Raw genomic sequence first — 24267 nt, 5'->3', positions numbered from 1 at the left:
GTTCCCGAGCGCCATTTTGTTTTTTTGGCATTGCGGTGCACCTGATGATCAGGATGGGGCCGGTGCGGCTGACTCTGTTCCAGCCTCAGAACCCCGGCATCAAAACCCCAGTCCCGGCCCCAGAGACCCAGAGAGCCAGAGAGCCAGAGAGCCAGAGAGCCAGAGAGCCAGAGAGCCAGAGCCCCAGCCCCAGCCAGAGCCAGAGCCCCAGCCCGAGCCCAGCCTCCGGCCCCAGTCGCTGTCATCGCCATAGCGTGCGTTATGCCTTAGCCAGCCCTGCTTCCACAGGTTGTGCGGCCAGCAATTGCGTCAGTGCATCAGGCGCCACGCCTATCAGGTAGCCACGCCGGCCTCCGTTGACATAGATCACGGGGTAATCCAGCAGCGCGGCCTCTACCCATACCGGCATCTTCTTGCGCGTTGCAAAAGGCGACGTGCCACCCACCAAATATCCCGAATGTTTTTGCGCGGTCTCAACTGAGCAGGGTGCGACGCGCTTGACGCCGATCTGACGCGCCAGATTTTTGGTTGATACCTCACAATCGCCGTGCATGACCACGATCAGTGGCTTGCTGTTTTCATCTTCCATGATGAGTGTCTTACCCACCTGGTGTGGGTCAAGGCCCAACTGACGCGCCGCTTCGCCTGCACCGCCATGATCCACATAGTCATAGGCATGGCCGGTGAACGCAATCTTGTGTTTTTTCAGCAACTGCGTGGCAGGTGTTTCGGAAACGTGTTTTTCTTTGCTCATGTCGTTGGCCTTCAAGCGCGGGGGTGATGTTTTGCATGCAGCGCCTTGAGCCGTTCGCGGGCCACATGTGTGTAAATTTGGGTGGTTGAAATGTCGGCATGGCCCAGCAACATCTGTACGACCCGCAGGTCGGCGCCGTGATTTAGCAGATGCGTGGCAAAGGCATGGCGCAACACATGGGGCGACAGCGGCACCTGTATATTGGCCAGGGCAGCGTATTTTTTTACGATAAGCCAGAAAGCCTGTCGCGTCATGCCTGAGCTGCGGGCTGTAATGAACAGAACATCGCATTGCCTGCGCCCCAGCAATTCGGGGCGGGCGTTATTCAGATAGAGGCTTATCCAATGCAGGGCTTCTTCACCCAGGGGCACGAGGCGATCTTTCCCGCCCTTGCCCATAGTCACCCTCACCACCCCTTCTGTCAGGCTGACATCAAGCACGTTGAGGCCTACTAGCTCAGAAACCCGCAAGCCGGTGGCATACAGGGTTTCGAGCATGGCCCGGTCACGCAACCCCAGGGTGCTGCGTGTGTCGGGCGCCTCAAGCAAATCATCTACCTGGCCCTCAGAGAGTGTTTTGGGAAATCTGGGCGCCTGTTTGGCGGCGTGCAGCGTAAGGCAAGGGTCTTGCGTAACCTGGCCATGACGCAGCGCCCAAAGATAATAACGCCTCAGCGAAGCCAGCCTTCGGTTGGCCGTTGTGGCTTTGGTGCTGGCGTGGCGGGCGGCAAACCACGCCTGGATATCGTTGGCGCCGGCCTGTTCCAGAGAGCCTGCCTGCTGCTGGTGCAACCACTGTGCAAATGCAGTCAGATCACGACGGTAAGCGGCCAGGGTGTTGGCAGCAAGGCCGTCTTCAAGCCAGACAGCGTCCAGGAATAGGTCGATGGAGGCAGGGGGGGTAAAGAGTGTAGGAGGCACGCGGCGTGACAAGAAGAGGGTTTGACGACGATCAATATGTTATCGCACGCCGTTTGACGTATCGCTATATACGTATATATATTACGGGTGTTCGTATCAAATGTATAAACGTATCAATCGCATTAAGGAAACTCTGAAGAAGCGCGAGATCGAAAAAACAGATTCAATAAAGTCAATCGTTTACGACAGCGGATTCAACTGAAAACCGACTTATTAGACCCTGCTTAAGCGACGGTCTCATCCCTACATTCTATTCTCGCCTCCCCGGAAAAAGGAAGATTACATGAAGCTCAATAAATGGATGGCAGCGACTGCCCTGGTTGCCTTGGGTTGGCAGACGCAAGCGTCTGCCGATGACCTGGTTGTTGCCGCAGCTGCCAGCCTGACCAATGCCTTTACCGAGCTGGGTGTGCAGTTTCAGCAAGCGCATGCAGGCACCAAGGTGCTGAACAGCTTTGCGGGGTCTGATACGCTGGCCCAGCAGGTGATCCAGGGTGCCCCCATTGATGTGTTTGCCTCCGCAGACCAGAAGGCCATGGACAAGGCGGTAGCAGCAGGAAGCATTGTAGAAGGCACGCGCCGCAACTTTGTGCGTAATGAGGTTGTGCTGATCGTGCCTGCTGATGACCGTATCGGGATTAAGTCAGTCGCTGATCTGCAAAACGACAAGGTGACACGTATTGCGCTGGGCAACCCCGCCACCGTTCCGGTAGGGCGTTACACCAAGGCATCACTTGAGAAGTCAGGCCATTGGGAAAGCCTGAAGCAGCACGAAGTGTTGGGCCAGAACGTACGGCAGGTGCTTGACTACGTGGCGCGTGGTGAAGTCGACGCAGGTTTTGTATTTGCGACCGACGCCGCCATCATGCCTGACAAGGTAAAAGTCGTGCAAAAGCTAGAATCGCCCATTCCGGTTTTGTACCCCATTGCCCTGGTCAAGCGTGATGGCAGCAACCCACAAGCCCGCGACTTTGTCGATTTTGTTTTCTCCCCCCAGGGTGAACAAACTCTCGCCAAATACGGTTTCTCCAAGCCCTGAGTAGTAAATGGCCGAGCTGAGCGTTCCGTTATTTTTGTCCCTTAAGGTCGCTGGCTGGGCCACCTTGTGTGCCATGTTGCTCGGTATTTCCATTGCGTATGGGCTATCGCGATGGAATTCACGCTGGTGCGACATGGTTGATTCACTGCTCACCCTGCCACTGGTTCTGCCGCCCACGGTTATCGGCTATTACCTGCTGGTACTGTTGGGCCGGCGCGGTTGGTTAGGAGAGTGGCTGGCTGGGCTGGGGATTGAACTTGTCTTTACCTGGCAGGGCGCTGTCGTGGCTGCAACCGTGGTGGCCTTTCCTATGGTGCTCAAGGCAGCGCGTGCAGCGTTTGAAGACGTTGATCACACCCTCGAAAATGCGGCGCGCGTGCTGGGTCTGAGCGGGCCGGCCATTTTCTTTCGCGTATCCTTGCCGCTGGCCCTGCGCGGCATTGTGGCAGGCGTATTGCTCGCTTTCGCGCGTGCCTTGGGCGAATTTGGCGCAACGCTCATGATTGCAGGCAGTATTCCAGGCCGTACCCAAACTCTGTCTATCGCTATTTATGAGGCGGTACAGGCGGGCAATGACAATCTGGCCAATGTACTGGTGCTGGTTACCTCTATAACCTGCGTGACGGTGCTGTGGGTGGCCAGTGCATTGGTGCCGCGCCGCGATCGCATTATGGGCCTGCAAGGAAAGCGACGATGATACGTCTGGATATTCACCGCAAATTATCTGCAGGCAGCCGTCATTTTGAACTGAACGTGCAGCTTGAATCTTCAGCGACACGGATCGCGCTGTTTGGCCCTTCTGGTGCGGGGAAGTCACTGACCATTAATGCAATCGCGGGTCTGCTGCGCCCCGACCACGGGCATATCTCGGTCAATGATACGGTGCTGTTTGATTCGGCCAAGGGGGTTTGTCTGACGCCGCAACAGCGTAGGTTGGGCTATCTGCAGCAAGATTATGGTCTGTTTCCGCATCTGACAGTTGCCCAAAATATCGTGTTCGGCCTGAGCAAAGGGTGGTTCAACCCGCGTGGCCGCGCCTTGCCCGACTCAGCGCAGCAGTGGGTTGATTCGTTTGAACTGGGGCCTATTCTGGGCAGTTACCCCTCTGAAATCTCAGGTGGGCAAAAGCAGCGTGTCGCGCTGGCGCGGGCACTGGCGGTAAAGCCCAGACTAATGCTGCTCGACGAGCCGCTGGCGGCTCTGGACGCAGGCTTGCGCCATCGTATGCGCGATGAGCTGGCTTTGTTGCAGCAGAGGCTTGATATCCCCACCATTCTTATTACGCACGATCCGGCAGATGTAGAAAAGCTGGCAGACCAGGTTTTCAGAATTAGAGATGGCCGTATCGTGCAGGCTTGCAGCCCAAAAGAGCTGATAAGGTGTCAGTCGGCGACACCCATCATTACACTGGATGCCTTGAAAATAGCGTAGGCTTGAACGCCTTCTTTTAGCCCCAGTGACACCAGCCCGTCGAGGCTGAGCATGGCTGTAATCGTGTGCCCCGAGATCAGCTCAAGGGTTACATCGGCATTGACGGCACCTTTAACAATGCGCGTAACGCACCCCTTGATTTGGTTGCGGGCGGAAAGCCGCATGTCGCCACCGGGCGTGCCCACCATGACCGACGAGGCCTTTACAAATGCCAGGGCACGACGACCAACTACAAGCCCCAGATTTTGTACGCTCTCGCTGGTAATGCTGGCAGTAATATCAAGGCCGTCGGCGATAGACAGTGTGACTTCATCATTGACGGCGCCGTGCTTGATATGACTGACCGTGCCAAGCAGCCTGTTGCGTGCAGAGGTCTGTACCATCATGTGTTGCATAAGCTCCAGGTTGTGGGACGATGACTCGCTTGCCGCTGTAAGACGCGCCATAAAGCGTTCATGTTCGCGGTTTAGTACCTCATACAGGCGCAGCAGTTCATGTGCCCGCTCACTGAGCGAAGCGCCGCCGCCGCGTTTGCCACCGGTGGTACGCGTTACCAAAGGCTCGCCGGCCAAATTGTTCATGCCGTCGATGGCGTCCCACGCGGCCTTGTAGCTTAGGCCGACCTTACGCGCCGCCCCAGTAATAGAGCCTTCAGTACCGATAGCGGCCAACAGCGCCATACGGTTTTCACTGCCCCAGTTGCGCCCGCCGGAGCGAAACGCAATGGAGCCGCTAAGCTCGATATCGGGTGGTTTGGTTGCTGGGGATTCGACGGTGGGCGTGGTCGGTTCTTTCATAGGGTTTAGTTTAAGCGTTCAGGCAGAATTATGCAGTCTGCCGTTCTCGTTAGAATGGGTCTTTCAGGTTACGCCGCACGTTCTAGGATCATGGAAAACTACGCTACGCTCACTCTGGACGAGTTGTCACAGCTGGAGGCCGAGCAGGTACTTGTGCTTACCGTCAATAACCGTCACGCCAGGCGTGTATTGTCCGAGCTGCTGACCGGGCTGGACGACGCGCGTCGCGTCATGGCAGTGCCCGACATTGTGCCGCTAAGTGGTTGGCTGGCACGTCTGGCCGATCAGCTGGCGTTTTTGCCGGAGTCGGGTCAGGCCATGCGGACGGTTGACGGCTTTGGTACACAGTGGCTGTGGCAACAGGTTATTGACGAGGCCGAGGCCGAGCATGCTTTGCTCGATGCCGCCCAGGCGGCACGGCTTGCGGCCGAGGCTGACAGGCTCATGGATGACTGGCGCATACAGGTAAAGCCTGACGCCGCAACCCCCGATTACCAGCGCTTTGATGCATGGCGTACGCGCTATCGTGCACTGCTGGCAGACAGGGATCTGGACGATGGCAACCTCTCCTATTTGCGCATTATTGAAAGCCTGGAGCAGGGGCTGCTGCCACTTTCCTTCTCTACACTCGTGCTGGCAGGCTTTAACGAACTATCTCCGCGCTTGTCGTACCTGCTTTCCTGCCTGGCACAGCAAGGCGTGCAGCTGCGGGTGCTGGCCCGTGCCGGGCAGCCGGCTACAGCAATCTTACGTGTCGCGGCCCAAGACCTCGACGATGAGTGGCGACTGGCGGCGCGCTGGGCGGCCGAGCAACTGGCCAGTGATCCAGAAGGTCGGTATGCCATTGTGGCTGCCCGGCTGGAGGCAGATGTGGTGCTTGCTCACAGATACCTGCGTACGGCGCTGGGTGGGCAAATGCCCTACAACGTGGCCGTGGCACGTCCGCTGGCCGACTGGCCTATGGTACGGGCGGCGCTTGCGTGGCTGAGGGTCATGGCGACACAGGTACAACGCAAAGCATTTACCCCTGCTGATTTGGGTGCGGCCCTGCTGGCTGGTGGCTGCGTGGCGGCCCGCGATGAGAAGGCGGCGCGCGCCGCTATTGATGCCTTTTGGCGCCAGCGGGCGGTGGTATCGGTGCCAGCAGCGGCTTTCCAGGGCTTACTTGAAAAGTACGCGTCGCAGCTCGCTCAGGCCTGGCTTAGTGTGGTTGCTGCATTGGAAGGCCATGCCGCTCCGGCAGAAGCCGATACTTGGGTGCAGCGATTTCGGGTCTTGCTGGAGGCACTGGGCTTCCCGGGGCAGGGCGCACTCGACAGTCACGCCTACCAGGTTATGGAAGCCTTTGACCGTGTACTTGATCAAATGGCAAGGTTGGCCTTTGTGACGGGGCCGCTGCGGTTCTCCGCCGCTGTCAGCCTGCTTGCAAAGTTGGCGCGTGAAACCCCGTTTCAGCCTGAGCGGGACCCTGCTGCACGGCTCGACGTTCTTGGGTTTCTTGAGTCAGAGGGAGGACGCTGGGATGGCGTCTGGGTGCTGGGCCTAACCGACGAGGTCATGCCTGCGGCGCCACGTCCCAATCCTTTTATCCCACTGGCTGCTTTGCGTGAGGCGGGCGCGCCACGCGCAACGCCAGAACGCGAGCTGCATTGGGCTCATACGCTGTATGCCTCGTTGCTCGAGTGTGCGCCACAGGTTTGGCTAAGCCACGCCTTGCACGAGGGTGAGCGTGAATTGCGGCCCAGCCCTTGCATCGCCGAGGTCCCGTTGGTGGTCATGCCGCAAGGGGGCCAGGTTCATACGCAGTTGGTGGCGCGCCAGGAATGCACTGAGGCTGCTGCGGCCGGAGTGGCCGTGGCTTCGCTGCAGGCAAGCGCAGCTGGTCGCCCACCGTTGCCTGTTGGTCAGGCGGCGCTTGAATACGTGGTTGACGAGCAAGGCCCGCCACTGAAAAACGGGGCTGTCACACGCGGGGGTATAGGCGTTATTGATACACAGGCCCGCAACCCTCTGTGGGCCTTTGTAAAGTACCGGCTTGGCGCCAAGGTGCTGTCAGGCTATGCCGACCTGTTCGACCAGAACGCGCGCGGCTTGCTGTTGCATCGGGCGGCGGAAATTATTTGGCGTTTGTTGCCAGGGCAGCAGGCGCTTAAAGCCAGGCATGAGCAAGGCAGCCTGGGCATCTTGATAGAAGAAGCGGTCGCTCAGGCGGCCGATGAGTTTTTGGAGGATTACGGGCCAACTCTGCGTGCCCTGGAAACGGCAAGGGCTGAAAGCCTGTTGCACGACTGGCTTATGGTCGAGCTGGCACGTACGCCGTTTCGTGTTCATGATATTGAACAAGAGTACACATGGACGCACGGTTTGCTGTCCTTAAGTCTGCGTCTTGACCGGGTTGATGCGCTTGATGAAGCGGGAGGCGGCACAGCGTCTGACGAACCGAACGACGACACACTTTTCTCGCAGAGCAGCTACTCTTTGTTCGGTGATGAAACTGTTGCGGACGCTACTGTGCCCAACGGCTATACAGCACCAGAAGTCCCCTCTGGTGCTGACCAGAAGCTGGTGGTTATCGATTACAAAACAGGTGCTGGCAAAATCGACCCCAAGTCAGACTGGATGCGAGAGCGCCCAGTCGGCCTGCAATTGCCGTTTTATGCCTCGGTATTGGCTCAAGAGAACAGCCCGGTGGGTGCTCTGGTGTTATTGAAACTGCATGCGCGCGGCATCGAGGCCAAAGGTCTGCAAGATGTTGAGTGCGGCCTCGATGGTGTGGCCGCGCTCTCTGACTGGTCGGCATTTTCTGATTACACCTGGGAAAGATTGATGTGTGAATGGCGTGCCACCATACAAAAGCTTGCCGAAGAATTTAGCGCGGGCGCGGCCCACAACCGCAGTCTGCGCCCTGACGATCTCAGATACTGCGACGTGCAGCCGTTTTTGCGTCTGAACGAGGAATACCCCAGTGCCTAGCAAACAACCCAGTGATGCCGCAGTACGTGCTGCGGCCATTGATCCCGCCACCTCTTTTCTGATCCAGGCACCGGCAGGTTCCGGTAAAACCGAACTGCTGACAGATCGTATTCTTGCCTTGCTGGCCACCGTAAACCGGCCCGAAGAGATCGTGGCCATTACTTTTACGCGCAAGGCGGCTTCTGAAATGCATGCCCGCGTGCTGGCCAAGTTGCAGGCGGGCCAAGGGCCCCGTCCCGATGAGCCCCACAAAGTGCGGGGCTGGGAGCTTGCCCAGCAGGCCATGCGCCGTGACGAGGCTCAGGGTTGGAATCTGCTGCAATACCCGGCTCGGTTGGCCATACGCACTATTGACTCATTCTGCGCTTACCTTGTGCGGGCCATGCCCTGGGTCAGCGCGCTTGGGGGTATGCCTGCCGTCACCGACAACGCACGCGAACATTACGAGGCGGCGGCGATGGCCACCTTGGGCATGGCCGACGACTATCCGTGTGTGGCCAACCTTATTGCCCACCTCGACGTCGATGTACGCACGGCGCGCGATCTGCTGGCAGACATGTTGGCCAGCCGCGATCAGTGGCTTCCTCTGCTGGCGCAAGGGGGCATGGCTGATTACCTCATGAACAGCCTGGAGCGCGCCGTCGAAGCTGACCTTGAGCGGCTGGCAATTGCCATGCCACTGGGCTGGGCTTCGTCACTGGCAGAGCCTTTGCGCCTTGCCACAGAAATGCGCGCGCGCACTGATCCCGCGCAAGGCCTCAGCCCTTTGCTCGACTGGGACGGCCAGCCTTTTGACGCCGATATGGCGTCAGTTTCGGCGTGGCAGGCGCTGGCGGCGGCCTTGCTTACCGACAAAAATACCTTGCGTCGTTCGGTTGACAAGCGCCAGGGCTTCGAAGCCAAGTCTGAGTACAAGGACACCTTTGTAGCCTGGCTAAAGCAGGCGTCGGGCGATGAGCCATGGGTAGAAGCGCTGGCTGATATCCGCAGTGCTCCGAACGACGGTTATACCGAAGCGCAGCAAGAGGTCTTGGGCGTGCTGATCGAGGTGCTGTGGCTGGCGGCAGCGCAGCTGGGCGTGCGCTTTACCGAGACGGCAGAGGTTGATTTTTCCGAGATTTCTCAGCGTGCGCTACAGGCGCTGGGCTCGGTGGATGACCCCAGCGATTTATTGCTGTCGCTGGACAACGCCATACGGCATATTCTGGTTGATGAGTTTCAGGACACTAGCCAGACCCAGATTGATCTGCTTGAGCGCCTTACGTCGGGCTGGCAGCAGGGAGATGGTCGTACGCTTTTTCTGGTGGGCGATCCCATGCAGTCGATTTATCGCTTTCGAAAGGCTGACGTGGGGTGCTTTTTGAGGGTTCGCGAGCGCGGTCTGGGCGATATCCCGCTCACCGCACTGGAGTTGCGCGAGAATTTTCGTTCTCAGGCTAATCTGGTGGAGTGGGTCAACCAAACCTGCGGGCCTGTGTTCCCGTCTGAGGTCAACCCGAGCCTGGGTGCAATTGTTTATACGCCATCTGTGCCGTTTAATGATCCGGAAGAGGGCATTAGTGCCGAGTTTCATCCGGTCTGGGTACGTAAGGCCAAAAAGGGCTCGCATGGTGGCTCAGATGGGCAGGATGATGATGATGACGGCGTTGCTGCCGCAGAGGCCGTCGCTGTGCAGTTGGCGGGGCAGGCCTTGCGGCAGCACCCAGACAGCACCCACCCCGTAGCCATTCTGGTGCGGGCACGTGGCCACCTTGATGGCATTGTGCACCGGCTTACGATGCAAGGGGTGCCCTGCCGGGCTGTCGAGCTGGTGTCATTGCAATCGCGTCAGGCTGTTATTGATCTGGCCCAGCTGGCCCGTGCACTGTCGCACCCCGCCGACCGTCTGGCCTGGCTGTCCGTGCTTCGTTCGCCACTATGCGGTTTGACACTTGATAGTTTGCACGCCTTATGCGGCGCGGATCACTTCACGCCCATACCCAGGCTGCTGGCAGTGTGGCTGGCCCGTGCGCCCGCAAGCGACGAGCGTACCGCCCAGAACGGCATCGAGCCTGATGACGCCGCACGTCTGCGCCTGGCCAGCACGATTTTGCTTGATGACAGCAATGCGTCAGGGTCTATGCCTTTTGCTGCCTGGCTGGAACACACCTGGCGCCGACTGGGTGGGCCTGAAATCTACCGCAACCCCAGTGATGCGGCCGACACCGAGCGTTTGTTCAGGCTGATCGAAGAAATTGCCCCCTACGGCAATCTTGACCCGGACGACCTCGAGAGTCGGCTCGAAAAGCTGTATGCGGCGCCCGAAAGCAGCGGACGTGCGGTAGAGGTTATGACGATACACAAGGCCAAAGGGCTGGAGTTTGATACGGTCATTCTGGCGGGGCTGCATCGGCGACCCAGAGGCGATACACCCCCGCTATTGCGTCTGGAACATCAGGATGGCGAGTTGCTGCTTGGCCCCATCCGGCACCGGGCATCAGACGAAAATGACCCCGTTTCCGTCTATCTTGCCGCACGCGAGAAAAAGCGTGCCATGTTTGAAACCGACCGCTTGCTATACGTGGCATTGACGCGGGCCCGCAAGCAATTGCATCTTATCGGTGCCGTTGGGCTGGATGATGATATGAAGCCCAAGAAGCCAGCCGCCAGCTCTCTGCTTGGTCGGATCTGGGACTTCATGCCCGAGCCCACGCCGCCTGAGTATTCTGATCTGGAGGCCGACATGCCAGATACGGGGTTCCGCGACCCGGTGCAGCGTCTGCTGGTGCGCAGGCCCATACAGGGGTTGCCCAGCCCCGCGCCCGTCACGCGTGCGCCCGGACGGGCCATGCCATGGAAGTGGCGTGAAGAAACGGGTGTCGAGGCCATTATCGGTACAGTCGCTCATGCATGGCTTGAGCGTATTGGCAAAGAGGGCGCCGATACCTGGAGCCCACAGCGCATAGCCTCGTCGCTGCCGGTATTCCGGCGTCAACTCGCACGCGCAGGCCTGCCTGAGGCTGCGCTGGATGCGGCTTCTGATACCTTGCGAGATACTCTGGCCGCTACGGTAGGCAGTGACCGTGGGCAATGGCTGCTGCGCGTGGCGCGTGCACACCGCGAATGGAGTTTGCTGGATATTTCAGGACGGGTATCGGTGATTGACCTGGCGGTGTCCCAGGAAACTGACTGGCTGGTGGTGGATTACAAAACAGGTGTGCCAGGGAAGGGCGAGTCGCCAGAACACTTTGCCGAGCGTATGCGTGAGCGATATCGCGAGCAAATTGAACGCTATTGCGCCTGCGTCAGCGCCCTGGATGGCCGCCCGGCGCGAGGCGCTTTGTATTTTCCTCGGGCAGATATCTGGGTCGACTATGGGCAGGGTCAACACACGGCACAATCTAGCACTCGCCCTGGCCCGGCATCGTAGCCGGCTAATTGAAAAGAAAATTGTCATCGAGGCTGAGACCCTGGAAGAAGCCCAGCAGGCGGTGCGTGCAGGCGCTGATGTTATTCAGTTTGACAAGGTCGAACCTGCATTGCTGGCCCAGTGGTGCCCAGATCTGCGCCGCCAGTGGCTCTGCGCTTGGCCTGCTGGATGCAGGAGGCATACGTCTTGATAATGTGGCCCAGTATGCCGCCACCGGCGTCGATGCATTGGTCACCAGCAGTCTGTATTTCGGGCCGCCGGCTGACGTTGGGGTGCGCGTCACGCCGGGTTGGGCGGGTCGCGTCGGCGCAAAAAGCCAAGTCCTGTTAAACTTCCGGATGGTGGGCCCCTTCGCATGGTTCGGCGGTGAACCTGGTCAGGTCGGGAACGAAGCAGCCATAGTCGCTCAGAGTCAGTGCCGAAGTAAGGCTCACCATTTCATTTGGCCGGGTTGTACCCGCCGCCCCCAAGCTGCCCCGAATCCGGTACACTTTTCGTTTATCTCTTCGGTTGGCTTCAGGCTCCCTGCATGACATATCTGGTTCTTGCGCGCAAATGGCGGCCACGCTCATTCGAGACTCTGGTTGGCCAGGATCACGTGGTTCGCGCCCTTACGCACGCCTTGTCTACACAGCGCTTGCATCACGCATGGCTGTTTACGGGCACGCGCGGTGTGGGCAAGACAACGCTGTCGCGCATTCTTGCTAAATCGCTCAACTGTGAAATCGGCATCACGGCAACGCCTTGTGGCGTCTGTCGGGCGTGCACCGAGATCGATGCAGGGCGGTTTGTTGATTATGTCGAACTTGATGCGGCGTCCAATCGCGGCGTCGACGAAATGACCCAACTGCTTGAGCAGGCGGTATACGCGCCGGGCAGCGGTCGTTTCAAGGTTTACATGATCGACGAGGTGCACATGCTTACCGGGCATGCGTTCAACGCCATGCTCAAAACGCTTGAAGAGCCGCCACCGCACGTTAAATTCATCCTGGCCACGACTGACCCGCAAAAGATTCCGGTCACTGTGCTGTCGCGTTGTCTGCAGTTCAATCTCAAGCAGATGACGGGTGAATCAATTGTTACCCACCTGCAAGGCATACTTCAGCAAGAAGACGTCCCTTTCGAAATTCCGGCTTTGCGTCTGCTGGCTCAGGCGGCGTCGGGCTCAATGCGCGATGCGCTGTCGCTCACCGACCAGGCCATTGCCTATAGTGCAGGTAATCTCTCTGCTGATGCCGTGCAAGGCATGCTGGGCACCATTGATCAGCGCCACCTGGTGGTGTTGATCAAGGCGCTTGCCGAGGGCAGCGCCGCGCAGGTGCTGCAGGTGGCCGATGAGCTTGCGTCACGCGGCTTGTCTTACTCTGGCGCGCTGGCCGACATGGCCATCTTGCTGTCGCGCATCGCCATCGAGCAGCGTGTGCCTGGCGCAGCGTCTGTCGACGATCCGCTGGCCGAAGATATTGCAAGTTTGGCAGGGTTGTTGCACCCAGACCAGGTACAGCTTTTTTATTCTGTTGCCGTGCATAGCCGGCAAGAGCTCTCGCTGGCTCCTGATGAGTATGCGGGTTTTGTCATGGCCTGCCTGCGCATGCTTGCGCTGGTTCCGCCCGGGTTGCCGCCGTCCACAGGCGGGGGCGCGCCACAAGCAAAAAACCAGCAAGTGCCATCAGGTTCGACGGCCGGTTCGGCCACTGAGCCAGCCGCCGAACCTGCTGCTGAGTCTTCCCAAGCCGCAAGGGCAAGCTCGGCTGCCGCGTCAACTGCGTCAGCTGCTGCACCACATGCTACATCGACAACCGCAGCCAGCCAGCCCAGCCCTGCACCGGCTGTAACCTCGCCGGTGTCCCGGCCCGTTGCGCCGACGCCTGCCCCGCCTTCGGGCACTCCTTCCAGCCCTGCACCGGCTGCATCCGCACCGGTGTCCCGGCTCGTTGCGCCGACACCTGCATCACCTTCAGGCACTCCTTCCAGCGCTGCCACACATGCCGCCGGCATGGCGCAGCAGACCGCTTTGTCAGCAGGTTCTGCCGATGTCGCGCCAGCTGACCCGCCTGTTTCTCAACCTCAAGTTGACGCGCTCAGCGCCAAAGCCGTAGCAGCGCCTGCTGCCAGCGGTAGCAATCGCCATGGCGCCCAAGAAGAAAGTCTGCAGCCGGCCAGCGTGGCTGACTCCGGGCTTGCCCACGCTGATGCGCACGCCGACATCCCCGCCTGGGAAGACATGCCAGCGGCCAGCGTGTCCGGGCAAAATGGCCACAAAGAACAGCCAGATCGCAACGTATCTCAGGCCACCGAGCGGGTGAATGTGCCTGCACCTAGCCCAATGTCGGACGATGGCTATGCTTCCAGTGCCGACGGTTATGCTTCGACCGCCGACGGTTTTGAAACCATGCAGTCGCCTGAAGACGATTATTTCGATGATGCACGGTTCGAGCCCGACGATTTCGGCGAGGCTGAGGCCAACGATATTCCGGGTGGTGCTGTCCTGTCCGATGAGTCAGGGCAAGAAATTCTCACTTCGGCCTTCAAGACAGGCCGCAGCAAGAAAGGCAAGCAGACCAGGTTGCGTGACATGACGGCCCAAAGCTGGCCCGCATTGGCGGCGCAACTGCCAGTAACAGGCCTGGCGGCCGAGCTGGCCAAGCAAAGCGAATGGCTGGGCGCCAAGGGTGATGAAGTCAGGCTACGTGTTGCTGTTCGCACCCTGGCTGAAAGCCAGGGCCGGGCACGCCTTTGCACTGTGCTTACCGAGCACTTTGGTACCGTGGTGCGGCTTGAAGTCGAATACGGCGCAACCGGTGATGAAACCGCACGCGCTGTCGAGAAAGCCCACCTGGCCACCCTGCAACGCGAGGCAGAAGAGGCGGTCGTTAACGACCCTCTGGTGCAGGCCTTGATCGCAGAGTTTGGCGCAATGGTCGTGCCGGGTTCCATACGCGCCGCGCCGGAGCAAAAAGCAGCCTAATTTCTGTACAGGTTTTGCCAACCTGGGTTTTCACCGTTTTCAATTGTTTTTTAGGAATACTTATTATGATGAAAGGTCAGATCGCCGGTTTGATGCGCCAGGCGCAGGAAATGCAAGAAAACATGAAGAAAGCGCAAGAAGCGCTTGCTGAAATTATCGTGGAAGGCGCATCAGGTGGTGGCCTGGTAAAAGTAACCATGACATGCCGCAACGACGTCAGGCGCGTTACCATCGACCCATCGCTGTTGGCCGATGACAAAGATATGCTTGAAGACCTGGTCGCCGCCGCGTTCAACGACGCACTGCGCAGGGCTGAAGCCACTTCACAAGAAAAAATGTCATCGATTACGGCAGGCATGCCTTTGCCTCCCGGGATGAAACTGCCGTTCTGACGCTGTCGTGAGTACCCCTCTGCCCGAACCTGAGCCGCTTAAGTCGCTCATTGAGTCACTGCGCTGCCTGCCAGGGGTAGGTGTGCGCTCGGCGCGGCGCATGGCCTACCACCTGCTGCAGCATAATCCTCAGGGTGCTGAACGGCTTAGCCGGGCACTGGCGAGCGCGGTCAATGGCTTGCGCCATTGTGAGCGCTGCAATGGCTTCACCGAAGACGAAGTCTGTGCGACCTGCCTTAACCCCAAGCGTGACCAGTCAATTCTGTGCATTGTCGAAACACCGGCAGACCAGAACATGATCGAATCGAGTCACGGTTACCGGGGGCTTTACTACGTGCTAATGGGTCGTTTGGCCCCGCTCGAAGGGGTAGGGCCGACGGAGCTGCAGTTTGACCGGCTGCTTGCGCGCGCCTGCGACGGGTTGGTTAACGAAGTTATTCTGGCTACCAACTTTACCGCCGAAGGTGAGACCACTGCTCATTATCTTTCTGAGCTATTGCGCGAACGCGGTCTGAATGTTACACGGCTGGCGCGTGGCGTACCCGCCGGCAGTGAGCTTGAGTATGTCGATGCCGGCACCATCGCCTGGGCGCTAATGGAACGGCGCAACACCTGATCTGGTGCGCTGCGGCAAGCTTCGCCGTTCAAGGCACAAATAAACATAGCAAACCGCGAAGCTGCCTTTTGGGGTAACAGAGTGGTTGCTGATGCCCAATAAATTGGCTTACGATGGGATGCTGTGCGCCGTCAAATGCTAAGGCCAAGTAGGGCGGCAACCACGGTAGTACGCCCTTGCAATCCTGTTTCTGGATGTCTAGCTTTCCGTCGCGCAGCAGACCGCTGGTGTGGTGTCCTTCGGTAAACGCCCTGATCGGGGCAGGCAAGGTGTTCTTATTGCTATGAAATGGCCACCCCTTCAGCAGACAATAATCAGGAGACCATCATGACACTATCCCGGCGCGACCTGCTCAAGCTAGCAGGTGTAGCAGGTGCCACAACCCTTGCCCCAGGGTGGGCCCTGGCCCAGAATCTGGAAAAAAAAGATGTCACCATTGCGGTAGGTGGGCAGGGGCTCATCTATTACCTGCCTTTGTCCATTGCCAATCTCAAAGGGTATTTCAAGGATGAGGGGCTTAACGCCCAGGTTATCGACTTTGCCGGGGGCTCTAAAGCGCTGCAGGCAGTAGTGGGTGGCAGTGCCGATGTGGTGTCAGGCGCTTTTGAGCACACCATCTCGTTGCAGTCGAAAGGTCAGTTTTATCGCACCTTTGCACAACAAGGTCGTGCACCCATGATTGTGCTGGCAGTTTCCAACAAAACCATGCCAGACTACAAATCACCCGAAGACCTCAAGGGTAAAAAAATCGGCGTCACGGCACCAGGTTCATCAACCAATATGATGGTTAGTTTCTTCCTGGCCAAGCACGGGCTCAAGCCCTCTGATGTTTCATTTATTGGTGTAGGAGGGGGGGCGGGTGCCATCACGGCCATGCGCTCGGGGCAAATCGATGCCATTGCCAACCTGGATCCTGTCATTGCGACCCTGCAGAAAGAAGATGCCATTAAAATTATCGCCGACACACGTACGCTTGCCGTAACCAAAGAAATTTTTGGCGGCAACATGCCCTCGGGTTGTCTGTATACCTCGCAGGCATTTATCGACGCCAACCCCAAGACCACGCAGGCGCTGGCCAATGCCATCGTTCGCGCAGACAAATGGATTCACGCAGCCACACCCGACGACATTGCAAAAGTGGTGCCCGAAGGCTATTTGCTGGGCGACCCCGAACTGTACAAACGGGCGCTGGCAAGCAACAAAGAGGCTTTGTCACCTGATGGCATGGTGCCTGTAGATGGCCCGGAAATGGCGCTCAGGGCACTGGCCGCCTTCGATACCAAGTTAGACGCCAGTAAAATCGACATTTCGCAAGTGTGGACCAACGATTTTGTGATCAAGGCCAATCAAAAGTACCCCAATGGCTGATGCTGCGCTTACGCTGGACAACATTACCTGCACGTTTGCCTCGAATGAAGGTGCTGGAAACCGCTACGTCGCGGTCAGTCAGGCCACTATTCATGTTGCGCCCGGCGAGTTTGTTTCCGTCGTTGGCCCGACCGGGTGCGGCAAGTCTACGCTGCTAAACGTGGGGGCGGGCTTGCTCGCGCCCACGTCGGGGCAGGTTCGGGTGTTCGGCACGCCTTTGCAAGGCGTTAATCATCGCGCAGGGTATATGTTTCAGGGTGAGGCCTTAATGCCCTGGCGCAGTGCACTAAGCAATGTTACGGCCGGCCTGCAGTTCGCGGGCGTGGCGGCTGACCAGGCCGAGCAGCGTGGACGCGAATGGATGCGCCGCGTAGGCCTGGGCGGGTTTGAAAACCGTTACCCGCACCAAATGTCGGGCGGTATGCGCAAGCGTGCGATGCTGGCCCAAACCCTGATCCGCGATCCCGACATCATTCTGATGGATGAGCCTTTTTCTGCACTTGATGTACAGACGCGGCAGTTGATGGAAAACGAAGTGCTTGATATCTGGATGGCCAGCCGCAAGGCGGTGCTGTTCATCACCCACGACCTCGACGAAGCCATTGCAATGAGTGATCGCGTTGTGGTCTTGTCGGCGGGCCCGGGCACGCATCCCATCGGCGAGTTTGAAATCGACCTACCCCGTCCTCGTGACGTGGCTGAAGTACGCACCAACTCGCGTTTTGTTGAACTGCACAAAGCCATCTGGGACGTGCTGCGCGAAGAAGTGCTCAAGGGCTATGCCCAACAGAAACGGGCTTGACGCATGGCTACCTCTACTCAACATCGCAAGTTGTGGTTACGCTTCTGGCAAATTTTGTTGCTGGTCATTGTGCTGGGTGCCTGGCACATCGCCGCACGCGACCGAAATTTTGCTTTTTTCTTTGGCCAGCCGGTCGAAGTGGCTAAAGTTATCTGGGCCTGGTTTGTTACCGATGCCAACATTTACCGCCACCTGGGCATAACGCTAACCGAAACCCTGCTGGCCTTTGCCATCGGCACGGTGGGTGGGTTGGCATTTGGCCTGTGGCTGGGGCTTTCTCGTGGTGCCAGTGCATTGCTTGACCCCTATATTACGGCTGCCAATTCCATGCCCCGGGTCATTCTTGCCCCTATTTTTGGCATGTGGTTTGGTCTAGGTATCTGGTCCAAGGTGGCGTTGGCAGTCACTCTGGTGTTCTTTATTGTGTTTTTTAACGTCTACCAGGGCGTGCGTGAAGTCAGCTCCACCTTGCTCGACAACGCCCGCATGCTGGGCGCCAGCCGCAATCAGTTGCTGCGCTATGTGTATATACCTTCAGCCACGAGTTGGGTGTTCTCCAGCCTGCATACCTCTGTAGGTCTGGCGTTTGTCGGAGCCGTAGTGGGTGAGTATCTTGGGTCTGCCGCTGGCGTGGGCTACCTTATTTTGCAGGCGGAGGGCACGCTGGACGTGAACACGGTGTTTGCCGGTATTGTTGTACTGACGGTGTTTGCCCTGGTGCTGGATGGCATCGTTACACTGGCCGAAGAACGCTTTTTGGCGTGGCGCCCGAAAACCGACGATACCGAGAAACTGTAGTGTAAAGCCGGCAGTACATTCCTGGCAGGCAGCACGCCCATAGTGGGCAGCACGCTCATGGTCGGTTTATGGATAGCGTGTTCAGAGCTTTGACGTCTGGGTTTTTTTAACCCAAACGGTTCACCCGCTTTGAACAACTCCAGGCGGGCCGCTAAGGCTATATCTACTATTCCCATTACGATCAGGCCAGGAAAAACAAAAAGGGCTGAGCCCTGTGCAAAACAGAACGCAGCCCTGCCAGCCCGATCGTCCAACTTTAATAGGCCAGTTCAGCGTGCATAGGCTGTTTTGTGCACGCCGGCCTTCGAGATGGGGCCCTCTTTGGGTGTTTTACTGTGCCCGAGTCTTGGTAATGATCTCGTCCAGAGCGACGGCATCGGCGGCAAACTTGCGTATGCCTTCGGCCAGTTTCTCGGTGGCCATGGCGTCCTGATTTAGTTCGGTTCGGAACACAACTTCATTGGCGGCAATCCATGCCGGTGCGTTTTCTTTGGCGTGCGCCGCATCGAGCTGGCGTGTCAATGGCTGGTCGCTAGCAGCCAGTTCATCGAGCAGATCGGGGCTGATGGTGAGCAGATCGCACCCGGCCAGTGCGCGAATCTGGCCAATGTTACGAAAGCTGGCACCCATGATTTCAGTGTCTATGTCATAGGCCTTGTAGTAATTAAAGATGCTGACAACCGATTGCACGCCCGGGTCGTTGGCGCCGCTGCGCTCCTGTTCGTTCCAGGCGTCACCAGCGTCTTTTTTGTACCAGTCATAAATACGACCTACAAACGGTGAAATCAGCTGTGCCTTGGCCTGGGCGCTGGCCACAGCCTGAGCCAGGCTGAACATGAGCGTCATGTTGCAACGTATGCCTTCGGCCTGCAGCACCTTGGCCGCCTGAATGCCTTCCCAGGTTGAAGCCAGCTTGATCAGAACACGCTCACGCTCAATACCCACTTTTTCGTACATGGCGATGATCTGACGTGCGCGCTCTATGCTTGCCTGTGTGTCAAACGACAACCTTGCGTCTACCTCGGTGGAAACCCGTCCCGGAATGATTTGCAGAATTTCGTGGCCAAATGCCACGAGCAGCTGGCTGGCCGTTTCGCTTAAGGGGGCGTTGCGGTAGTCATTAATGATGCGGTCAAGCAGATATTTATTGCTCTTGTCGTGCACCGCCTTCAGGATGAGCGAAGGGTTGGTGGTGGCATCGGTAGGTTGATGTTTGCGCATGACATCGAAATCGCCGGTGTCGGCGACGACGGTGGTGAAAGTGCGCAGGGTTTCGAGTTGAGTTGGCATAATACGTAGGCTTCTGGATAGGAAAATACGTTTCAGGAATATAGACTAACTGTAGACGATTTTGCAGGTACGTTCAGGCACGAAGCACAAAAGCACCTCTGTTTGTTTTAGGCATGGGCCTTCTCAATGTATAATCAGAAGGTTTAATTACTGACCACGCGCCGCTGCGTGCGCCAGGCCCTGCGAGGGGCAGGCGCGGCGCGGCAATTTTGGGTCTGGCGTTTCGCGCGCTCCCATTAGTGGCTACCAGACGCCGTCGGTCGACGGCGAAAATCACTTTCAATCCGGGGTTTACAGTGCTGCCGTCTATTTTTTCAGAGGAGCCCAACAGGCCTCCCTCAGCGATTCTTGCCTTGGCGGACGGTACCATCTTTAAGGGTGTCTCAATTGGCGCCGATGGTTATTGCGTCGCAGAGATCGTTTTCAATACCGCCATGACTGGCTACCAGGAGATCTTGACAGATCCCAGCTACAACGGCCAGATCATCACACTTACCTACCCGCATATCGGCAATACCGGTGTCAACGAAGAAGACGTCGAGTCATCACAGGTGCACGCCGCTGGCCTGGTCGTGCGAAATTGCCCGCGGCGGGTTTCAAACTTTCGTGCTACTCAGTCGTTGCCCGACTACCTCAAGGCCGAGGGCGTTGTCGCCATTTCCGAAGTCGACACACGCAAACTAACGCGTATTTTGCGCGACGGCGGGGCCCAGGGCGCCTGCATTCTGGTGGGTGATGATGTCGATCGTGCCGTGGAGCTTGCCCGTAATTTTCGAGGCATGTCTGGGCAGGATCTGGCCAAAGTGGTCTCCACCAAGCAAACTCAAACCTGGACCGAAGGCACATGGCAGTTGGGCAAGGGCTTTAACCACCCTGAAAATGCCAAGTACCATGTTGTTGCTTACGACTACGGTGTCAAAACCAATATCTTGCGACTGCTGGCCGACCGAGGCTGCCGTATTACCGTGGTGCCTGCACAAACGCCGGTTGCCGAGGTGTTCGCGCTTAACCCTGACGGCCTGTTTCTTTCCAATGGCCCGGGTGACCCCGAGCCTTGCGACTATGCCATCGAGGCCTGCAAAATTGCCATTGAGCGCAAAATTCCGTTGTTTGGTATTTGCCTTGGGCAGCAGATCCTGGGTCTCGGGCTTAACGGTAAAACCGTCAAAATGAAAACCGGTCACCACGGGGCCAACCACCCGGTACAAGATCTTGATACCGGCAAGGTGTTCATTACCAGCCAAAATCATGGTTTCAATGTTGACCCTGACACGCTCCCGGCCAATGTGCGTGTTACGCACCGCTCGCTGTTCGACGGCACGCTGCAGGGCTTTGAGCTTACCGACGCACCGGCATTTTGCTTCCAGGGTCATCCTGAAGCCAGCCCCGGGCCGCACGACATTGTTGTGCTCTTCGACAAATTCATCAGCCTTATGGCCGGTCAAAAATAATTTATCAATATGCCAAAGCGTACAGACATACAAAGCATTCTCATTATTGGCGCCGGCCCTATTGTCATCGGACAGGCCTGCGAATTCGATTACTCAGGCGCGCAGGCGTGCAAGGCCCTAAAGGCCGACGGCTTTCGTACCATACTGGTCAACAGCAACCCCGCCACCATCATGACCGACCCGGCAACGGCCGATGTAACCTACATCGAACCCGTAACCTGGCAGGCAGTTGAAAAAATCATCGAACGTGAACGCCCCGACGCGCTGTTGCCCACCATGGGCGGGCAAACCGCGCTCAACTGCGCGCTAGACCTCGTTCATCATGGTGTTCTGGCCAAGTATGGGGTAGAACTCATCGGCGCCAACGAGCACGCGATTGAAAAGGCCGAAGACAGGCAAAAATTCAAAGAGGCAATGAACAGCATTGGCCTTGAGTCTGCCAAATCTGGCGTGGCGCACAATATGGATGAGGCCTGGGAAGTTCAGCGCGATATCGCTGTTCAGGTCGGCAGTGCAGGTTTTCCGGTGGTTATTCGCCCCAGCTTTACCCTGGGCGGTACGGGTGGCGGCATCGCTTACAACAGCGAAGAGTTCGAAACCATTTGTCGGCGGGGGCTTGAAGCCTCTCCCACCAAAGAGCTGCTTATTGAAGAGTCGCTGCTTGGCTGGAAAGAATTCGAAATGGAGGTCATACGCGACTGCGTCGACAATTGCATTATTGTCTGCTCCATCGAAAACCTTGACCCCATGGGTGTGCACACGGGCGACTCCATTACCGTCGCACCAGCACAAACGCTCACCGATAAAGAATATCAAGTCATGCGCAACGCATCCATTGCGGTGCTGCGCGAAATCGGGGTAGACACCGGCGGCTCCAATGTGCAGTTTGCCGTCAACCCGGCCAATGGCCGCATGATCGTCATCGAGATGAACCCGCGTGTGTCGCGTTCTTCGGCGCTGGCTTCCAAGGCCACAGGCTTTCCCATTGCCAAGGTTGCCGCACGCCTGGCCGTGGGCTACACGCTTGATGAGCTTCAAAACGAAATCACGGGCGGAGCCACGCCGGCCTCGTTCGAGCCATCCATTGATTACGTCGTCACCAAGGTGCCACGTTTCGCCTTCGAGAAATTCCCGCAGGCCGATTCACGTCTCACCACACAGATGAAGTCTGTGGGTGAAGTCATGGCTATTGGCCGCACTTTTCAAGAATCCTTCCAGAAAGCATTGCGCGGTCTCGAAGTGGGTGTTGACGGCCTAAACCAGAAAACTACTGATCGCGAAAAACTGCAGGTTGAGCTGGGCGAGCCAGGCCCTGAGCGCATCTGGTACGTGGGCGATGCGTTTGCCCAAGGGTTTAGCCTCGATGAGGTCCACAACCTCACCAGTATCGATCCGTGGTTTCTGGCCCAGATCAAAGAAATCGTTGATATTGAGCTGGCACTTGAGCAGCGTACGCTGGCCGAGCTTGACTTCGAAACGCTCTGGCAGCTGAAGCGCCGCGGTTTCTCAGACCGCCGTTTGGCATTTTTGCTTGATACCGCTGAGTCTGAAGTGCGCAAGCTGCGTCATCAGCTGGGTGTGCGTCCGGTCTACAAGCGTGTTGACACCTGCGCCGCAGAGTTTCCCACGAACACGGCGTATATGTACTCCACGTATGAAGACGAGTGCGAGGCCCTGCCTACCGATCGCAAGAAAATCATCGTACTGGGTGGTGGCCCCAACCGTATCGGGCAAGGCATTGAGTTTGACTACTGCTGCGTACATGCCGCGCTGGCCCTGAGCGAAGATGGCTACGAAACCATCATGATCAACTGCAACCCTGAAACGGTTTCTACTGACTACGATACGTCTGACCGTCTTTATTTTGAGCCGCTCACGCTTGAAGATGTGCTCGAGATCGTGCACATAGAAAACCCGGCGGGTGTAATTGTTCAATACGGTGGGCAGACGCCACTCAAGCTGGCGCGTGCCCTTGAAGCCAATGGCGTGCCCATTATCGGTACCAGCCCTGAGTCCATCGACATCGCCGAAGACCGCGAGCGTTTCCAGAAGCTGCTCACCAAGCTTGGCCTGCGTCAGCCCGAAAACCGTACGGCCCGTACCGAAGGCGAGGCGCTGGCCCTGGCTGCCGAGATCGGCTACCCACTTGTTGTTCGCCCCAGCTACGTGTTGGGCGGCCGTGCCATGGAAATCGTGCACGAGCAGCAAGATCTCGAGCGTTATATGCGCGAAGCGGTCAAGGTCAGCAATGATTCTCCGGTGTTGCTGGATCACTTCCTTAACAACGCCACTGAGGTCGATGTCGATTGCATCTGCGACGGCGAAGCTGTCTTCATCGGCGGCGTCATGGAGCACATCGAACAGGCTGGCGTGCACTCAGGCGATTCGGCATGCAGTCTGCCGCCTTACTCGCTGTCAGACGAAACCATTGCAGAAATCAAGCGTCAGACATCGGTTATGGCGCGTGCGCTCAATGTTAAAGGTCTGATGAACGTGCAGTTTGCCATCCAGAATGGCGACGTTTATGTGCTTGAGGTCAACCCGCGTGCTTCACGCACTGTGCCGTTTGTTTCCAAGGCGACCGGTCTTCAGTTGGCCAAGATTGCTGCACGCGTCATGGCGGGCAAAACCCTGGCTCAGCAAGGCATACATCGCGAAATTGTTCCTCCCTATTTCTCGGTCAAAGAGGCCGTCTTCCCGTTCGTCAAGTTCCCGGGCGTTGACTCCATACTTGGCCCCGAAATGAAATCCACGGGTGAGGTCATGGGTGTGGGCGAAAGCTTTGGTGAAGCTTTCGTTAAATCGCAAATTGCAGCCAGTGCCTGGTTGCCCGAGACCGGCACGGCGTTTGTCAGCGTTCGTGGGCAAGACAAGCCCACGGCCGTCGAAATCGCACGTGGGCTTATAGGTCTTGGTTTCAAAATAGTTGCCACGCGCGGTACGGCGGCGGCTATTCAGGAAGCGGGCCTTGATGTGCAGGTTGTTAATAAAGTAACTGAAGGGCGACCGCACATTGTCGACATGATCAAAAACCGTGAAATTGCCATAATCATCAATACGGTCGAAGAACGTCGCAATGCCATTGCCGACTCACGCGCAATTCGTATCAACGCGCTGGCGGCAGGTGTTACCTACTTCACCACGATCGCTGGTGCGCGGGCAGCTGTAGAAGGCCTGCAGTATCTGCGTCATGGTGACGGGCTCAAGGTTTACTCGCTGCAAGACCTGCACGCGAGCTTACCGGCACAGTAGTCAGGAG

The 24267-nt window shown here is 57.8% G+C and carries 18 protein-coding genes and 1 other RNA gene; 15 read left to right on the top strand and 4 right to left on the bottom strand.

Going from position 1 to position 24267, the window contains the following annotated elements; genetic code table 11:
- Positions 1-259 precede the first annotated feature (259 nt).
- Together ybaK and xerD are read right to left on the bottom strand one after the other, a co-directional pair.
- Positions 260-754, bottom strand: coding sequence for a Cys-tRNA(Pro) deacylase (gene ybaK / locus FQ179_RS17845; RefSeq protein WP_149398659.1), 495 nt, complete (start codon positions 752-754; stop codon positions 260-262).
- An 11-nt stretch (positions 755-765) separates the two neighbouring features.
- A complete protein-coding gene (gene xerD / locus FQ179_RS17840; RefSeq protein WP_149398658.1) occupies positions 766-1674 on the bottom strand; it encodes a site-specific tyrosine recombinase XerD in 909 nt (302 codons plus the stop codon).
- Positions 1675-1957: 283 nt separating this feature from the next.
- On the opposite strand from xerD, the gene modA reads away from it, so the two are divergent.
- From modA to FQ179_RS17825, 3 genes are read left to right on the top strand one after another with little or no spacing between them, the layout of a single operon-like run.
- Positions 1958-2713 (top strand): molybdate ABC transporter substrate-binding protein, encoded by a 756-nt coding sequence (gene modA / locus FQ179_RS17835; protein WP_149398657.1) that lies wholly within the window; start codon positions 1958-1960, stop codon positions 2711-2713.
- 7 nt (positions 2714-2720) lie between these two features.
- Positions 2721-3410: a molybdate ABC transporter permease subunit gene (modB, locus tag FQ179_RS17830; RefSeq protein WP_149398656.1), complete on the top strand. Its 690-nt coding sequence runs from the start codon at positions 2721-2723 to the stop codon at positions 3408-3410.
- Complete coding sequence (locus FQ179_RS17825) at positions 3407-4144, top strand: ATP-binding cassette domain-containing protein (protein WP_149398655.1); 738 nt, start codon at positions 3407-3409, stop codon at positions 4142-4144. Before modB ends, FQ179_RS17825 begins: the two co-directional genes overlap by 4 nt.
- Here the strand turns inward: FQ179_RS17825 and FQ179_RS17820 are convergent.
- Positions 4096-4941, bottom strand: coding sequence for a TOBE domain-containing protein (locus tag FQ179_RS17820; RefSeq protein ID WP_149398654.1), 846 nt, complete (start codon positions 4939-4941; stop codon positions 4096-4098). The genes FQ179_RS17825 and FQ179_RS17820 overlap by 49 nt on opposite strands.
- Before the next feature lie 90 nt (positions 4942-5031).
- Between FQ179_RS17820 and FQ179_RS17815 the strand changes: the two genes are divergently transcribed.
- The 10 genes from FQ179_RS17815 (at position 5032) to FQ179_RS17770 (ending at position 18267) form a co-directional block, all read left to right on the top strand.
- Positions 5032-7914, top strand: coding sequence for a PD-(D/E)XK nuclease family protein (locus FQ179_RS17815; RefSeq protein ID WP_188074650.1), 2883 nt, complete (start codon positions 5032-5034; stop codon positions 7912-7914).
- The gene (locus tag FQ179_RS17810; RefSeq protein WP_149398652.1) at positions 7907-11323 is read left to right on the top strand and encodes an exodeoxyribonuclease V subunit beta; all 3417 of its coding nucleotides are present in this window, start codon (positions 7907-7909) and stop codon (positions 11321-11323) included. The genes FQ179_RS17815 and FQ179_RS17810 overlap by 8 nt, the downstream gene beginning before the upstream one ends.
- Positions 11211-11513, top strand: a complete 303-nt coding sequence (locus FQ179_RS22810; RefSeq protein ID WP_370459893.1) for a hypothetical protein — start codon at positions 11211-11213, stop codon at positions 11511-11513. Before FQ179_RS17810 ends, FQ179_RS22810 begins: the two co-directional genes overlap by 113 nt.
- A 150-nt stretch (positions 11514-11663) precedes the next feature.
- An RNA gene (gene ffs, locus FQ179_RS17800) (signal recognition particle sRNA small type) lies at positions 11664-11761 on the top strand.
- A gap of 91 nt (positions 11762-11852) precedes the next feature.
- On the top strand, positions 11853-14291 hold the full coding sequence (dnaX, locus tag FQ179_RS17795; protein WP_149398651.1) for a DNA polymerase III subunit gamma/tau: 2439 nt from the start codon (positions 11853-11855) through the stop codon (positions 14289-14291).
- Positions 14292-14356: 65 nt separating this feature from the next.
- Positions 14357-14683 carry a YbaB/EbfC family nucleoid-associated protein gene (locus tag FQ179_RS17790; protein ID WP_149398650.1) on the top strand — a complete coding sequence of 109 codons (327 nt, stop codon included), beginning with the start codon at positions 14357-14359 and terminating at the stop codon, positions 14681-14683.
- 7 nt (positions 14684-14690) lie between these two features.
- A complete protein-coding gene (gene recR / locus FQ179_RS17785; RefSeq protein ID WP_149398649.1) occupies positions 14691-15299 on the top strand; it encodes a recombination mediator RecR in 609 nt (202 codons plus the stop codon).
- Positions 15300-15626: 327 nt separating this feature from the next.
- Positions 15627-16667 carry a substrate-binding domain-containing protein gene (locus FQ179_RS17780; RefSeq protein WP_149398648.1) on the top strand — a complete coding sequence of 347 codons (1041 nt, stop codon included), beginning with the start codon at positions 15627-15629 and terminating at the stop codon, positions 16665-16667.
- On the top strand, positions 16660-17469 hold the full coding sequence (locus FQ179_RS17775) for an ABC transporter ATP-binding protein (RefSeq protein ID WP_149398647.1): 810 nt from the start codon (positions 16660-16662) through the stop codon (positions 17467-17469). Before FQ179_RS17780 ends, FQ179_RS17775 begins: the two co-directional genes overlap by 8 nt.
- 3 nt (positions 17470-17472) lie before the next feature.
- A complete protein-coding gene (locus FQ179_RS17770; RefSeq protein ID WP_149398646.1) occupies positions 17473-18267 on the top strand; it encodes an ABC transporter permease in 795 nt (264 codons plus the stop codon).
- A gap of 330 nt (positions 18268-18597) precedes the next feature.
- On the opposite strand, the gene tal is transcribed toward FQ179_RS17770, so the two are convergent.
- Positions 18598-19557 carry a transaldolase gene (gene tal / locus FQ179_RS17765; RefSeq protein WP_149398645.1) on the bottom strand — a complete coding sequence of 320 codons (960 nt, stop codon included), beginning with the start codon at positions 19555-19557 and terminating at the stop codon, positions 18598-18600.
- Positions 19558-19853: 296 nt separating this feature from the next.
- On the opposite strand from tal, the gene carA reads away from it, so the two are divergent.
- Together carA and carB are read left to right on the top strand one after the other, a co-directional pair.
- Positions 19854-21008 carry a glutamine-hydrolyzing carbamoyl-phosphate synthase small subunit gene (gene carA / locus FQ179_RS17760; protein WP_188074649.1) on the top strand — a complete coding sequence of 385 codons (1155 nt, stop codon included), beginning with the start codon at positions 19854-19856 and terminating at the stop codon, positions 21006-21008.
- Between the two features lie 9 nt (positions 21009-21017).
- Positions 21018-24260, top strand: a complete 3243-nt coding sequence (carB, locus tag FQ179_RS17755) for a carbamoyl-phosphate synthase large subunit (protein ID WP_149398644.1) — start codon at positions 21018-21020, stop codon at positions 24258-24260.
- Positions 24261-24267 lie beyond the last annotated feature (7 nt).

Origin of the sequence: Pusillimonas sp. ANT_WB101, from assembly GCF_008369125.1 — a bacterium.
Classification (GTDB): domain Bacteria; phylum Pseudomonadota; class Gammaproteobacteria; order Burkholderiales; family Burkholderiaceae_B; genus Allopusillimonas.
This window is presented reverse-complemented; position numbering and strand designations above follow the sequence as displayed.

Coding starts and splice junctions, on each gene's coding strand:
- ybaK (WP_149398659.1), bottom strand. CDS start 754: ATGAGCAAAGAAAAACACGTTTCCGAAACACCTGCCACGCAGTTGCTG.
- modA (WP_149398657.1), top strand. CDS start 1,958: ATGAAGCTCAATAAATGGATGGCAGCGACTGCCCTGGTTGCCTTGGGT.
- modB (WP_149398656.1), top strand. CDS start 2,721: ATGGCCGAGCTGAGCGTTCCGTTATTTTTGTCCCTTAAGGTCGCTGGC.
- FQ179_RS17825 (WP_149398655.1), top strand. CDS start 3,407: ATGATACGTCTGGATATTCACCGCAAATTATCTGCAGGCAGCCGTCAT.
- FQ179_RS17820 (WP_149398654.1), bottom strand. CDS start 4,941: ATGAAAGAACCGACCACGCCCACCGTCGAATCCCCAGCAACCAAACCA.
- FQ179_RS17815 (WP_188074650.1), top strand. CDS start 5,032: ATGGAAAACTACGCTACGCTCACTCTGGACGAGTTGTCACAGCTGGAG.
- FQ179_RS22810 (WP_370459893.1), top strand. CDS start 11,211: ATGGCCGCCCGGCGCGAGGCGCTTTGTATTTTCCTCGGGCAGATATCT.
- dnaX (WP_149398651.1), top strand. CDS start 11,853: ATGACATATCTGGTTCTTGCGCGCAAATGGCGGCCACGCTCATTCGAG.
- FQ179_RS17790 (WP_149398650.1), top strand. CDS start 14,357: ATGATGAAAGGTCAGATCGCCGGTTTGATGCGCCAGGCGCAGGAAATG.
- FQ179_RS17780 (WP_149398648.1), top strand. CDS start 15,627: ATGACACTATCCCGGCGCGACCTGCTCAAGCTAGCAGGTGTAGCAGGT.
- FQ179_RS17775 (WP_149398647.1), top strand. CDS start 16,660: ATGGCTGATGCTGCGCTTACGCTGGACAACATTACCTGCACGTTTGCC.
- FQ179_RS17770 (WP_149398646.1), top strand. CDS start 17,473: ATGGCTACCTCTACTCAACATCGCAAGTTGTGGTTACGCTTCTGGCAA.
- tal (WP_149398645.1), bottom strand. CDS start 19,557: ATGCCAACTCAACTCGAAACCCTGCGCACTTTCACCACCGTCGTCGCC.
- carB (WP_149398644.1), top strand. CDS start 21,018: ATGCCAAAGCGTACAGACATACAAAGCATTCTCATTATTGGCGCCGGC.